The organism is secondary endosymbiont of Ctenarytaina eucalypti (genome assembly GCF_000287335.1).
Taxonomy (GTDB): Bacteria; Pseudomonadota; Gammaproteobacteria; order Enterobacterales; family Enterobacteriaceae.
Window position 1 is genome coordinate 1166897 of the sequence record NC_018419.1, and the last position, 15753, is coordinate 1182649.

5 protein-coding genes are annotated in these 15753 nt (G+C 44.1%); 1 reads left to right on the plus strand and 4 read right to left on the minus strand.

What is annotated here, in order from left to right:
- Window position 1: 1 nt before the first annotated feature.
- Complete coding sequence (gene ppk1, locus A359_RS03360; protein WP_014888450.1) at window positions 2-2071, minus strand: polyphosphate kinase 1; 2070 nt, start codon at window positions 2069-2071, stop codon at window positions 2-4.
- 2438 nt (window positions 2072-4509) lie between these two features.
- Entirely contained in the window at window positions 4510-5958 is a 1449-nt protein-coding gene (gene pyk, locus A359_RS03365; RefSeq protein WP_014888451.1) for a pyruvate kinase, read from the minus strand.
- Between the two features lie 1444 nt (window positions 5959-7402).
- On the opposite strand from pyk, the gene zwf reads away from it, so the two are divergent.
- Window positions 7403-8878: a glucose-6-phosphate dehydrogenase gene (gene zwf, locus A359_RS03370; RefSeq protein WP_014888452.1), complete on the plus strand. Its 1476-nt coding sequence runs from the start codon at window positions 7403-7405 to the stop codon at window positions 8876-8878.
- Window positions 8879-10826: 1948 nt separating this feature from the next.
- Here zwf and pyrC read toward each other — a convergent pair.
- Window positions 10827-11882, minus strand: coding sequence for a dihydroorotase (gene pyrC, locus A359_RS03375; RefSeq protein WP_014888454.1), 1056 nt, complete (start codon window positions 11880-11882; stop codon window positions 10827-10829).
- Window positions 11883-12480: 598 nt separating this feature from the next.
- Entirely contained in the window at window positions 12481-15594 is a 3114-nt protein-coding gene (gene rne / locus A359_RS03380) for a ribonuclease E (protein WP_014888455.1), read from the minus strand.
- Between the last annotated feature and the right edge of the window lie 159 nt (window positions 15595-15753).

The following is a 15753-nucleotide window of genomic DNA, read 5'->3' on the forward strand; positions in this document are numbered from 1 at the left end:
ATTAGTTTTGCTCTCCGGCGTTTTCCAGTTTTTTAATATACTCATAAATTTCCATTTGCGCGCGTACTTTTCGGCGGTTCCCGCTTGGAACATAATGGTTATTTAAGTTGGCATCGATATATCGGGCTTTAACGGTATCGCTAAACAATAGCGTTAAAATATCGAGTACCTGCTTTTTTAATCGACGATCCAATAGTGGCACTCCTACTTCAATGCGGTAATCAATATTTCGGGTCATCCAATCGGCGGATGAGAGAAATACTTTCTTATCACCTGCATTCTCGAACACATAGACTCGATCGTGCTCTAGAAAGCGGTCCACGATACTAATCACCTGAATATTGGTGCTAATATTTGGTAAATTCGGAATTAGAGAACACATTCCTCGCACTAGAATCCGGATGCATACCCCTACGCTGGAAGCGGTATAGAGACGATCGATTAGCCCTTCATCTACTAAATTATTCAACTTAAGGGTAATTCCCGCCGCTTCTCCCACCCGCGCATTCGCAATCTCCTGATCGATCATTTGATATAGCATATGGCGTGAATTTTGCGGTGATACTATCAAATAATCAAATTTAACTGGACGATAAGGGTTCTCTATAAAGTTAAAGACTCGCCGCACTTCATTGGTGATGCGCGCATCAGAGGTCAGTAAGGAATAGTCAGTATATAAGCGAGCGGTTTTTTCATTAAAATTACCGGTTCCGATATGGGCGTAGCGCACTATATCAGTTCCCTCACGGCGGGAAATAAGAAACAGCTTAGCGTGTATTTTCAGTCCCGGCGCAGAGAAAATAACACACACCCCAGCCTCAGTCAGGCGCTTGGCCCAGTGAATATTCGCCTCTTCGTCGAAGCGGGCTTGTAGTTCTACAACAACGGTTACTTTTTTACCATTATGAGCGGCGTAGATCATCGCATCGATAATATGTGAGTCCTTAGCGACCCGGTAAATATTGATTTTTACCGATAAAACATTGGGATCAAAAGACGCTTGACGTAGCAGTTCTAGTACATGGCCGAAAGTGTGATATGGGAAATAAAGCAGGATGTCGTGGTGACGAATGGCGTCGAACACATTGCGAAATTTATCGAACCAAGCGTGTCGGAAACGCGGTAGCGGACGGTTGATGAGATTTGTTTTCCCAACGTTAGGAAAGCTAATAAAGTCCTTGAAATTGTGATAACGTCCACCCGGGATGACCGAGTCGTACGAGGATATGCCAAGTTTAGACTTAAGCAGCGCCACCATTGGATTGGGCATATCCCGCTGATAGACAAAACGGACCGGCTCCGCCGTTAGGCGCTGTTTAAGACTAGAAGACATCAATTCTATTAGACTTGATTCCATCTCGGTGACTAAATCGTATTCCGCATCGCGCGTCATTTTCATTGAATAGGTATTAAGTATCTCATAATCGAAGAAACCGCTGAAAATATCATCTAAGCAATACCGTAGAATATTATCTAACAGGATCATCGATCGACGCTGTCGAGGAGGTTCGGCCGGAAGATTAATAAAACGCGGCACCTTATCGGAAGGGATTTCTAATAGAGCGTAGCGCAGCGTTTGTCCTTGGATAATCTCTACAGCTAAATAAGTATAATCATCTTTTAGAAAGCTAACCAGCTTAGTGCCATTCTGGATGAGAATGGGAGTGATGTGCTGGCGTAGTTGTTGTTTAAAGTATTGCCGCAACCACACCTGCTGGCGAGTGGATAATTGAAGTTCGTTGATAAGGAAGATCTGATTACGCGCCATTTCTAGTAGAAGGTCATTGTAAAGATTATCAAATTTCCGCTCGGCATGCAGAACATTTTCTTTGATCTGATTAAGTAAATGGCGTGATGCGCCTCGTGTGCCCTGTTCTTCGCTGATTAGAATGCGTCGTTTCAGCTCAGCAAAACGAACTTTGTAAAACTCATCGAGATTATTAGAATAAATGCCGAGAAATCGCATACGTTCTATCAATGAATTTCTTTTATCGCCAGCTTCCTGCAAAACCCGTTCATTAAATGATAACCAGCTTAATTCTTTATCTATATAGGGCTTTTTCTGACTCATGCCTACTCCGTTGATCTTTTAGGAAGGCGTAATCCTACGACAAGCGATGATCTGATCCCACACCGCACAGTCTAACAGAGCACCCTTCAGCAACCACTTAAATTGTTACCTTATGTGATTACAAGGTGCATAGCATGCTCCCGTATTATTTGACTTTTCTTTTAGTTTCTGGGTCATCGCATGGCTCACAATGTCAACAATAATGAGCGTATAATAGGTATAAAGCGATGAAGGGGATATGGTAAAATAATAGCTGATCATGCTATTTCACTAAAAATTTTTTTTCGAAGGGCATCTACAGTCCGACGGTATGTTTTCGAAAAACAAAGAGTATGGCATAACTAAGATCTGGCGTTGCGCAGAGCGCGAAATACCATGATTTTGGGGCCATGTAGCATAAAAGGGTAGCGGTAATGCATATGCTCTAGCTAATATAATAAAGACAACCTAAAGCAACATTAGGCAGCGTTGTCTGACAGACTGTGCGATAGAAGGCACTATCATGACGCGCTATTTAAGAGGGAAAGGACACCGCTGCTTCTGCTTCGACAGCGCCGAACTGTTTTGCTAGCTTCATGCTATGCGTATTAGTACGCGATTAAAAAATATCATCTGAGCTATAATAATTATAACTGAAAAACAAAAAGGTTATCTTTTTTGGAGATTATGTGTAACATAATTATGTTTTTTCAAAAACTCCTAAGGAAGCCCCTAGGTTTTCATGACTTGTAACACCGCAGAGCATTTCTAGGCAATGAAAATGCAGCTCTTTTCAAGCGCTGAATCAGATGATGCTGTTAGGAAGCCTGATCTCCCTTCCTTCGTATCGCCTAACTAGAGCATGTTGCGTTATCCCCTATCTTCAAACATTCTTTTTTTACAATGCACTCATAAGAGAGATGCTCAGATGCATAGAAGGGAAGTGCTTCATGCAAGCAAAAAAGTTACTAGCACATGACGTATATAAAATTTTTACTAATTTCAGTAATTACTTAACATACTTGGCATAACCTCATCTTTAAAGATTGCCTTTAATTCAATATGTTTTTGTCAGTAACCTTACAAAAAGTTTTTATATCATAGACATAAGGTTACTATCGTTATGGAGCTGACATTAGGTGCCGTCAAGTCTATTTCACCTACTGAAATTTTGAGATTATAATCGAACCCTGTCGTGACCAGGACAAGAAAGTCAATAAAAAGACAAGACATTAAACAAATATGTATTGTAATGCACGGACTCATTGTCATAGGTAGACTAGCCAAAATACGACAAAGGCTTAATCAGCAAGCTAGGAAAACGTTCTACAAGAATGGTGGATGAGAGGGTATGCTGTTTTCCTAGAGATGTTCATAAAATGCTTTCTTTCAGGATTAACCGAGGCGCATGCCAAGTTGTTTTATAGGAGACGTCGGTATCTTAGCGTGCAATCTTTTAGCCAGTGTCTGATGACACTGGCAATTTCATCTTCTTTCTTGATCGGATGTATAGGTGCATGGGGTCTTTTAAAGTATCTGAACTATTCTGATGAATTGTTGACGCGTGTTACACTGGAATAAAGTAATGCGCGGGGGATCGAATGAACATTCTTAACACTGCACGTCAGTGTTGGCTGATCAGGTTTTCTTGTTGCGTCTGGACCAGACGTCAGGTTTAGATAGCGAATTTAGCTACATCAATCTAGCGCTGACTCTAGTCTTTTCGTTGATAAATTACTGACCTTGCCTGCGGTTAAAGCAAGGACAGCCCGAGGAGGGGACGCATTGCACTCTGGCATCTTGATTGCAGAGTGCTAAGCAGGCATAGGCTGCTCTTAGTGCTTTTAGGAAGGCTATAAATCTTCGAAATGCTAATTCGTATTATTTTTGATAATCTTTTATCCCTTGTTTTTAAGACGCACGCTAGTTAATAGTACGCAAAGCGTAATTAAAGACAAATATTTTCAGTTGTTAGCTTAGTAAGTCAATGAATGCCTGTTACCTAACACTATGACGTTAGCCTTTATGAGCACAGTTACATACGACTATAGGTATATTTTTCTACACTGTGATAAAAGTGTAGCATGATTTGCGATCGCGAAAAATTTTCGGATAGACTTCCAGGAATGCTGAATGTAATCTGCATTGACCAACCTCCGACCCGCTCGGGGCATCGTTATGATTTGATATTGATTTTAAAAGCATCTTATCATTAATTACTTGAGATGCTTATGCCGTTTATCGCGTATTGAATGGGTTTTTAAAAAGAAGAATAGCAATATGTAGTAAAATGACCGTAGTGTGTTAATTTTTTAGGCATCCAGATGTAAAAATTTTTTCACGATAGAGCATAGATGCTCAAAAATGGCATTGCTCATCGCTGAGTTGGCGCTTATTCAGGTCCACCAAAAGTTGCTTCACAGCCCTTGTCAGGGGGGCCGTGAAGCATTATTCTTTTATTAAGCCACGCGCAGGATTCGCGTAGTATTAGTAGTGCCGACCATGTCCATTACGTCACCCTGGGTAAAAATTACCAGATCCCCGGAGACCAGAAAACCCTTGTCGCGTAGCACAAGGGTGGCGCGGGTCGCTGCTGCCACACCATCACACGCAAAATCACGGTCAAAGTACACTGGAGTCACACCACGATAGAGCGAGGTCAAATTTAAGGTATGCGCATGGCGAGAGAGGGCAAAAATCGGCAGACCTGAACTGATCCGAGACATCATGAGCGCAGTGCTTCCAGATTCTGTCATCGAGATAATAGCCGTGATACCATGGAGGTGATTAGCGGCGTACATAGCCGACATTGCGATGGCTTCTTCGATTGTCTTAAATTGCATATCCAACCGATGCTTGGAGATATTAATGCTGGGGATTTTTTCTGCCCCAAGGCAAACGCTCGCCATGGCAGAAACAGTTTCGGCAGGATACTGCCCTGAGGCAGTTTCAGCCGACAGCATAACCGCATCAGTGCCGTCTAGCACTGCGTTGGCGACATCCATGACTTCGGCACGCGTAGGCATCGGATTGGTTATCATTGATTCCATCATCTGCGTCGCAGTAATTACGGCGCGATTAAGGGTACGAGCACGGCGAATAAGTTTCTTTTGAATACCAACTAGTTCAGGGTCGCCGATTTCAACACCCAAGTCGCCACGGGCTACCATCACCACATCTGATGCGAGTATGATATCATCCATCGATTCTTCGTTGGCTACGGCTTCGGCGCGCTCGACTTTTGATACGATTTTAGCATAGCTTCCGGCGTCACGGACTAGACGGCGAGCATAGTGCATATCTTTTCCGGTGCGGGGGAAGGAAACAGCTAGATAATCGACGCCTAGTGTGGCGGCGGTAATGATGTCGGCTTTATCCTTTTCAGTCAGTGCTGCCGCAGACAAACCGCCGCCGCGCTTGTTGATGCCTTTGTTGTTGGACAGCGTACCGCCTACTGTCACTTCGGTAAACACTCGGACACCCCGAGTACCCAGGACCTTGAGTTGTATGCGCCCATCATCGAGTAGCAGGGTATCACCGGAGACTACATCTCTTGGTAAGCCTTTATAGTCAATACCTACTTGCTTTTGGTCACCTTCGCCAAGGCCTAATGATGCATCAAGCACGAATTGGTCACCGACGTTCAGGAAAATTTTTCCTTCCCTAAACGTAGAAACGCGGATCTTAGGCCCCTGCAAATCACCGAGTATAGCCACGTGCCGGCCGAGACGTGCCGAGATCTCATGTACTTGCTGTGCGCGTAGTAGATGATCTTCCTTGCTGCCGTGGGAAAAGTTGAGTCGAACGACGTTAGCGCCTGCCGCGATCACTTTTTCAAGATTGTTCTCACGATCAGTAGCAGGGCCGAGAGTGGTGACAATTTTAGTTCTTCTAAGCCTTCTAGGCATAAATAATCCCCTTGATTTGGGCAAAATGTTAGTAGTTGTAACGACAAGATTGCTCTGGTTGGTCCCAAGACGTTTTTCAGGCCTTTCGATAGACAATCCCTATTGTAAAGCTTTTTTTTGCGATGGATTAGGAATCGGAGCGGGGGGTAAGCATTCGACTAGCGCATTCGTTAAAATCTTAAGCTCTTCTACCAAGTAGCGGTTTTTTAAAAGTGCCCTGTACCTCATGCAAGTTATGTCGGCATTGTTCCTCGGCCTAGCGTAACGCTGTTTGCTAGAACATTAACCAAGGTTAACTGTAGGGAATGTAGGTTATTGGTATTAATATATCTATAGTATCTTCCTGCGCGTTCATCTACATCACTGAGATGATAGCGATAAAATGTAACATCATTCTTCTACGATAGCGCCAAGAAGATTATGCTGAATCAAGGGATCTCAGAATATAAGTTCATTGATATGATTCATCTCTGTAACGTGCAATCATAAAAAGAGCCCTGATGAGACAAGGAAGTGCCGGTGATAAAAAATGTTTTCTCATAAAAGAGATCTTAAAACGGCATGATGTGTTTTTCAACAAATAAGGTGCTATGTTAAAAAGCGCAATTAGTTCACTGTATCGACAGGAATCAGCATGTTTACTCAAGAATGCCCGTATAGCCTGTAATGCGATATTCGTAGCTTATACCAACGGGATACGAAAAACTTGTTTCTCTCTTTATTCCTTACCAGCACCTAGCGGTGACTATAAAAAAGAAATTATCTTAGCTTTAGTTATCGCGCACACTACACGCAGAATTGTAAGGATGTATAGATTATTTTTAATCAACCTATCCCTAGAGCGCCGTTGAAGATTGTATAAGGACACTCATTCACGCTATCATTAAGATTGCATCTTACAGATTACATGCAGCGTCTGCTTTGACAGAGAAGAAACAAGCTATCACATCCAATCAGGATATCTTTTCTTCTTAAACGGAAGGGCTCATGTATTAGAGTTAGTATGCTAATGGGTTCCATGCGGGCAAGTATAATGATACTGAAATAGATGAGGATTACAGGGGGAAGGAGGGGGTGGTTTTGACAACCTTAGAGGCGGTTACTCTTAGTAACCTTATCTGAGTATTGCTTTTTTAGCATCTTCATAATTTATTGCCTCACATATTGCGCGGATTATATATTAAGCAGATATGCTTACCAATCTCATGAAGCATGCTATACGTTTTTAGTCATAGATTGAGAGAAAAAATGATCTTACGTGTCTTGCGTTAGATGTTAGATTTTTATCTAATTTTCAAAGTTTGAAGATATCTATGTTGAATACAAAACGAGGTATAATTGAAAAAATAATGCCAATTTTTTATTTTTAATGTTTTAGAGGTCGATATCAAAAAATACCGTAACGATGTTATAAAATCACAAATCCCTCACTGAGGAGAAGAACATGGCGCTAACATCCATAGCCCAAGCTTGTGATCTGGTTATTTTTGGCGCGAAAGGCGATCTGGCGCGGCGTAAGTTGTTGCCCTCGTTGTATCGTCTGGAAAAGGCAGGTTCACTACATCCAAAAACGCGTATTATTGGCGTTGGGCGTGCAAACTGGGACGTAAAAACTTATACCCAGGTAGTGCGTGAAGCCTTGGAAACTTTTATGAAAGAGGGTATTGATGATAAATCATGGCGGAGCCTGAGCGCACGGTTAGATTTTTGCAATCTCGATGTTAATGAAATGACGCATTTTAGTCGTTTAGGTGAAAAACTAGATCAGCAAGCGCGGGTGACAGTCAACTACTTCGCCATGCCTCCCAATACCTTCGAGGCAATTTGCAGGGGTCTTGGGAAGACAGGTTTAAACAGTGAACCAAACCGCATCGTTATGGAAAAACCACTCGGTACCGATCTGTCCTCTTCTCGGGAGATAAATAATCAAGTCGCGAAATATTTTAATGAAAGCCAGGTTTACCGTATTGATCATTACCTAGGTAAAGAGACAGTGCTGAATTTGCTAGCGCTGCGTTTTGCTAATTCGATTTTTGTCTCAAATTGGGATAACCGCACTATCGATCATGTACAGATTACTGTCGCTGAGGAAGTTGGTATTGAAGGCCGCTGGGGCTATTTTGATAAAGCTGGACAAATGCGTGACATGATCCAAAGCCATCTTTTGCAGATACTGACCATGATGGCGATGTCTCCACCCTCGGATCTGAGCACTGATCGTATCCGTGATGAAAAAGTCAAGGTGCTACGCTCGCTACGTCTTATCGATTTCACTAATGTGCGTGATACTACAGTCAGAGGACAGTACACTGGTGGATTCGTTCAGGGTAAAAAAGTACCCGGATATCTGGAAGAGGAGGGCGCAAATAAAAATAGCCGAACCGAAACTTTTGTTTCCGTTCGCGTTGATATCGACAACTGGCGCTGGGCAGGAGTACCATTTTATCTGCGTACCGGGAAGCGTTTGCCAACTAAATGTTCCGAAGTGGTGGTATATTTTAAAAATCCAGTGCTCAATCTTTTCCTCGATTCATATCAGCAGTTACCGCAAAACAAATTAACGATTCGTCTTCAGCCTCGAGAAGGGATGGATATACAGATACTAAACAAGGTGCCGGGTTTAGATCATAAACACCGTCTTCAGACGACTAAATTGGATCTAAGCTTTAATAAAACTTTTCATCAAGAACATTTAGCCGACGCTTATGAGCGGCTCTTATTAGAAAGTATGCGCGGAATCCAGGCTTTGTTTGTTCGCCGTGATGAAGTAGAAGAAGCTTGGAAATGGATCGATTCCATTATGGAAGCATGGAAGGCTGGCAATGACTCTCCGAAACCTTATCAAGCTGGCACGTGGGGGCCTCTCTCGTCCATTGCGATGATGACACGCGACAGGAGGTCATGGAATAAATTCGAGTAACGTTAAGAGATTTTTTAACACTTAAGAAACATTATTTTTCAGTGTTTGCACGCCGGGAGAATTGCAGGAGCTGGGGCAGGCTTGTAAAAAATCAAGGTAATAAAAAAAACATAAATAGTAAAAATTGTTGAACAAAAAAGACTGTTAGGTTTTAACTTGGTAAATCGCTTGACCTCTTTACAGCAGAGAGAGATCAGAATGATGCATTGTTCAGTACAATAGATTCCGTTCTAAAAGACCAACGTAGTATGTATGTATTTTAACCTCCAAGCCACTCCTCTGACTTTGATTTTTATACGGTAGCTGCAGCGTAACGCGTTCTCTAGCACAAGCACGTGGTTGGGGTTGCCGGTCAGCGTGAAAAATCTTCAAGAAATACTAGTCTATAGCCCTGCCACTCTTTTTTATTTTGATTCTTGGGGCTCTACTCAAGAAAGAGCGGACAATGATTACTTTTCATGCCAGAACATCTGACGCCACGTGAAAATTATTCTTGACATGACCACCGTTGAAGCATAGGAAGACTGGAGAGAATCTGCTCATGAAAAGGCTCGATATCCTATCTTGGCTGGTACCTTTCCTGGATCATGTACTCTCTTCAAGAGAATTGAAATGTTTTTCAGGAAAAAGCAAGAGTGGTTTTAAATCGCGACAGGTGATTATCAATTTTTTATTGAACATACGTATCTTCTCGATTGGCTGGATTCATCCGGCTAACTTCCTTGATCATCTTAGGTCGAAGAGCCTGCTTGCGCATAAACGTAAATCCTAGCTAATGCTTAATAATAATGTGTAAGAGGGATAACGATGCGTATATCTATCAATTGATACAAAAAATGGCTACCGAAGCCACAGCATAACATCGCATTTACGCATTTAACCGCCTTAACGCGTTTCTAGATTATGATGATGGTAAAGAGTCGGCTCGGAAGGGAATGTTGATTGACTCAACATGGGTGTTTTGGATCAAAAGATATTTTTTGCTGTCGGTTTAGTTAGTCTATTGAGTCCCGCAACGTAATAGTATGAAATTTTATATTATGTTCAAATACTATACTAAAAATGTAAAAACATTTACTACGCATGCTTTATATTAGCACAGCATGCATGCAATATCATCAAAAAATGTTATAGAGTCAGAAAACGTACTCTTAAAAGAGAGGCTCATGACAGATTTACTGAGATCAAGCAATAATGAAGAGTATTTTGATCAGCTAAAAGTCGTTAGCTATCTCGTAAGAGATGTTATAGAACTTGATTGAGACTATTTTAAAAACTACGGAGAATTGGCTAAGATGTTTCGACGATGCGTTGCAAACAAAATCTAGCAAAGATGATCAATATCGGAATATAGGCGTCACGATAGCATGAGATTGAATGAATTACCACACATCTCTTAAAAAATTAGCGCAGTTATTTAAACAATCTGACGGAAAAGTAGTGGACTATTTATAACAATTATCATGTTACGAGTCATGACGACATTCTTAGTGCTAGGTCGATATTTATTACTTATGCAGTCATTGAGAGCACTGGATTGAAATGTTCTTCTGTAGTAGAACGGAATTATCAGTCGACATGGTGTCGAAAAACGTAGAATATGGCGTGCACTGCATCTGTTATTGTTCAGTGCATTTCATGCGCTGATACCTGTGTTGATATTGTCATATGTTTATACACTTTGTCTTCTATTCGTTTTTAAATGAAGCGAAAGATTATTTTATGATAAAGCATCATGCAATGGGGTGATGATATTCTAGTATAGACTTTCTTTCTTCTGCATCCTATTATTCTCTTGTCGGACTTACTGCCATGCGTGTAGGCTTGAGAGCCGGCTAACTTTTCTAACTGAACATCAAAAATTTTTTTAAAAAATAATATGGTACTCAGCTTTTGGCTGAGCTTTCAGGGTTTGTAGGTCTAGTATTTTAGGTTTTTATAGAGTCAACTACTCTTCCATTGTCCAATGAAGAATCTGGCCCGCAAGGAAGGGCACTAGAGTCCCGCTATCCCTAAGCGATAGCGGGATTGTCGCAGGTTGGAGGTGTGTCTCACGGCGTAGAGTAATAAAACCCTCATTAAGTGGTAAACCATAAAAATGCGCGCCATTAAGCGAGCAAAACTTTTCCAAATGTACCAGCGCACCGATCTCCTCGAATACTGTAGCATACGCTGGTAGGGCTGTGGGAGAATTGAAAATTCCGGCGCAGCAACAATCCGACTCTTTATGCGTTCTGATATGTGGGGCGGAATCAGTACCAAGAAACAGGCGGCTGCAGCCGCCTGCCACCGCGGCCCGCAATGCCTGTTGATGCACATGACTCTTAAGAATCGGCAGGCAGTAAAGATGCGGCCGTGCTCCTCCCACGAGCATATGATTACGGTTAAACATAAGGTGTTGCGGGGTAATAGTGGCACCTAAATAAGCATCGCCCGCCAGCACATAGTCAACAGCTTCTTTGGTTGTGATATGTTCTAAAATGATCTTTAGAGTCGGAAATTGACAACGCATTGGTTCCATGACCTGTTCAATAAAATACGCTTCTCGATCGAAGATATCAATATCCGACGCCGTCACTTCTCCGTGGATGAGAAGTGGCATGCCAAGCGTTTCCATCGTTTCTAACAGGGGGTAAATGTCGGTAATATTTGTGACTCCCCTCTCGGAGTTGGTGGTAGCGTTGGCTTGATAGAGTTTAGCGGCTGTAAAAATCCCTTGGTGGTGCCCATGAATAAGTGTTTGCCGATCCAGAGAATCCGTCAAATAACAGGTCATCAACGGCTGAAAGCAATGACCCGGCGGTAGTGCAGCTAAAATACGTTCTCGGTAAGAAATCGCCCGGGACAAAGTTGTAATTGGAGGTGTTAGGTTGGGCATGATTATGGCCCGGCCAAAATAACGGCTGGTGTAAGGTAACACTGTACGTAACATATCATCATCTCGCACATGAACATGTAAGTCGTCCGGACGGCGAATTTTTAGCATTGTGGGCTGTATGGTCATAAGGAATAGCTCCGATTAAGAAGGGTGCAGTCAAAGTAATCTCAAGATAAGACAGGACTAAAGAATAAACCTAAACCCCCATCATTGCATGAATGTCTTTTTTTATGTAAATGTCAGATTTGTACAGAGCACGGCACTGATTTTAGATCAGTGGGCGATGAGACATTATAGTGGATTAGGTGTGTCTAGTTGATTGTTCTATTTGTCTTAGTTTTTTATCTGCCGCATGACTGATAGAGATACTACGGCGGCTAAAGGGATCATGTGGCCTTTGCCAGACGAACTGATGTCTTGTGGTCATCGACAATATTGACATGAAATCTGATGGGGCGTACGAAGCGGTTTGTTACTACCGAGAATCAGTTTTCTGTCTCTATCAGCATTGAGGTAATGGGCGGTTATACAGTCTACGATCGGCGCTTTTAGCATCAGTAGATGGCCTAAAGTGGCTAGTCACAAAATACTTGCTGCTAGCGACAGGCGTTGCTGGGAAGCGTCTAGCAGCACGGAAGGGGTTCGGAGACTATGCAGGAATCAGGCGCTACATGAACCATAATTTGATGTTTAGGGCGCGAAAGAGTGCTCGTTTGAGGTGAGCTTATTTCTGAGGATTCTGGATTGAAGGAGGCGCATCGTCATGGCAGAAGACTACAGGAAATGCTAGAAGTGCATACGCAGAACGTCGTTCTTCATTGCTTAGTTTCAAAGACAGCGGAACGGCTGCAGTGATCGGGAGGACTGTAACTTCCGCATCATCGCCAGAACTAGAAGGAGCCTCATTAAGCTGTGCCAGTGCTTTTTTTAGGTCGTCGACATGCTGCACTTGTAGTGTGACTGAGCTGTTGAAATGCAGCCCCGGTATCTCGTACTGCCATGGTTGTTTCCCTTCCCTATATTCGCTTGGATACAGTAAGGGCTCGACGCTGTCACTAGTCGCCTTTTGCTCTGGCAACGGCGTGACCCACGTTGATCTTGGAAGCTGTTGACTGTTCAGGACCCCACTGACTGTTGAGGTCAGCATTTCACTCGTCGAGGAAAATGCAGATGTGACCTGCTCTTGCCTCACTGTGGCAGAGGTAACAGATGATGCTTCGGGATGTGTATTCCCAGAAGTATTAGCGTCATCGTTAGGTTTTTTAATGGGGCTAATAGGATAGCATATCCACACTTTACCCAAGGCTATCTCTGGCGACACTACGGCGCTAGTAAGAGGTACTGGTGATGAAAGTAGATAACGGTCGTTACGGTAGTAACGACGACGCCTCTGACCGCTAACGCGTAGATGACGAGGTGAACGACGAGAACGGCGTGGTAAACTCTCCTCTGGGACGTTAACCCTGTTGCTGGCATTACCGATTGCAAGCGCAGCATGATTGACTCTTTGAATATTTCTAATATCGTCATCTTGGATTTCTACAGCGGCATTAAATGCGGCAGTGGCGCTTTCCGTCGCTTCTGATGGCGCTACGGTGGCGGGGGAGCGGGAGTGCTCGCCGTGATCGACGCCATAGATTTTACGGTTAAGGCCACGCCGGCAGCGGCGTGGCCTGTCCCGAATAGGTTGATCTTCTTCACTAGCAGTGTTATTTGCAGTTGGCGCCGCCTCCGACAGAAGTGTATGCAGCTCCCCCTTAACGACTGTCGCTTTTAGCTCTTGCTGACATCGACGCTGACGATCTACATGTTGTGAACTTAGTTGTTTCGTTCGATCTGGCTGCAGCTGCTCGATTACAATACCTTCCTGAGGCTGAGTCTCGGAGGTGGAATGGGGAAGCTTGTGGCGCATCCCGTCAGGACATTCACAGCGTTCATGCAGATAAAGACTGTCCTGACCGGAACGAGTTACTGCATTGCTGAGCTCTCTCTGGTCACCCCGTGATCGACGTTGCCCACGATGATTGTGAGGTTTCTGACTGCGTGGAGGGTTAGCCTTAGACTGTGTCTTGATTGCAATGGTTTCGCCACTCTTCGTTGCCGGCCATGGCGTCAGCGTGCAGATAGCAGATTTGACGCTTGCGATCAGGCGGCTGAAGACCCTAGAGGAGGCTCTCGCTGTCTCTATAGCAGAGCGTTGTGTCTTTCTAGGTTCCTGCTGGTGCATATCTGGCATAGCAACATTTGTCAGAGCAGGCTGCTCTGAGCGCTTGGGCTCTGTAATAATAACCCCCTCAGGCCGTTGAAGCATTTCCGCTTCATGTAATTTTGGCAGAAGGTAGCTTAGGGTGGGCGCCTCTTCGCCTTTGCGCACACGCAAAACGGCATAGTGCGGAGTATGCATTTGATCGTGTGGCACGATAATTGCCCGGACTCCGCCTTGACGATGCTCAATTGCATTGATGGCTTCACGCTTCTCGTTGAGTAAATAGGACGCTATAGGAACCGGAACGATGGCATGAACTTCGTGGGTCTTCTCTTTCAGCGCTTCTTCTTCAATGAGCCGTAGTATAGCTAGGGAAAGAGATTTGTTATCACGGATGGCGCCGGTTCCACTGCAGCGGGGGCAAACGTGATGGCGAGATTCGCCCAGTGACGGGCTGAGACGCTGACGGGAAAGTTCTAGTAAGCCGAAGCGGGAGATGCGGCCTATTTGAATACGCGCACGGTCCTGTCGGACTGCCTGGCGTAAGCAATTTTCTACTTCGCGCTGATGCCGCGCCGGGGTCATGTCTATGAAGTCAATAACGATCAGACCACCTAGGTCGCGCAGGCGTAGCTGACGGGCGATTTCATTTGCTGCCTCAAGATTGGTATTGAAAGCAGTTTCTTCAATATCGCCTCCGCGGGTTGAACGCGCGGAATTGATATCAATGGCTGTAAGGGCTTCGCTGGTGTCGATGACTATCGAACCTCCTGATGGCAATCGTACTTCACGCTGAAATGCTGATTCAATCTGTGATTCGATCTGGTAGTGGCTAAACAGAGGCGTTTCACCGCTGTAGAGCTTAATTTTACTGGTAAAATCAGGTCGCCCGAGCGAGGTAATATGCTCTTTTGCTAGGTGTAGTACTTTCGGGTTATCGATTAGAATCTCGCCAATATCAGGTCGTAAATAATCTCGGAAAGCACGTACGATCACAGTACTTTCTTGGTGAATCAAAAACGGCGCCGGGCGTCCTTCCGCTGCCTTTTGAATGGCTTGCCAATGCTTGAGGCGAAAGGTAAGATCCCATTGCAACGCATCAGCCGATTTCCCAACACCAGCGGTGCGGACGATAAGACCCATGCCTTCAGGAAGCGTGAGGGAGGACAGCGCTTCTTTGAGCTGGGTTCGGTCTTCCCCTTCGATGCGGCGCGAAATGCCACCGGCACGCGGATTATTCGGCATTAGGACGAGATAGCTGCCAGCCAAGCTTATAAAGGTTGTCAGCGCCGCGCCCTTATTTCCTCGCTCCTCTTTATCTACCTGCACGATTACTTCCTGACCTTCACCTAGCACATCTTTTATATTGAGTCGGCTATGGGCGGTATATTGAGGAGGAAAGTACTCACGGGCAATTTCTTTCATGGGTAGAAAACCCTGCCGTTCGGCGCCATAATCTACAAATGCTGCCTCCAAACTAGGTTCAATACGAGTGAGTTTTCCTTTGTAAATATTAGCTTTTTTCTGCTCATGCCCGGGGCTCTCAATATCCAAGTCATAAAGCTTCTGGCCATCTACCAGCGCGATACGCAACTCCTCCTGTTGAGTGGCGTTAATTAACATTCTTTTCATCTTAACTTACTCATTTTATACATTTTCAGCAGAGATGCGGGGGAAACCGCATGTTTGAACGGCATCCCCGACAATACGGCAACCTCGGATTCAGCCCTTAAGTTTACGGTTGACGGCTTGATTAAGGCCCGCATTATTTCGGTTACCTATTGCCTATAT

Bases quoted from the DNA above. Each gene is read 5' to 3' on its own strand.
- pyrC (WP_014888454.1), bottom strand. From the start codon at position 11,882: ATGACCATACAGCCCACAATGCTAAAAATTCGCCGTCCGGACGACTTA.
- zwf (WP_014888452.1), top strand. From the start codon at position 7,403: ATGGCGCTAACATCCATAGCCCAAGCTTGTGATCTGGTTATTTTTGGC.
- ppk1 (WP_014888450.1), bottom strand. From the start codon at position 2,071: ATGAGTCAGAAAAAGCCCTATATAGATAAAGAATTAAGCTGGTTATCA.
- rne (WP_014888455.1), bottom strand. From the start codon at position 15,594: ATGAAAAGAATGTTAATTAACGCCACTCAACAGGAGGAGTTGCGTATC.
- pyk (WP_014888451.1), bottom strand. From the start codon at position 5,958: ATGCCTAGAAGGCTTAGAAGAACTAAAATTGTCACCACTCTCGGCCCT.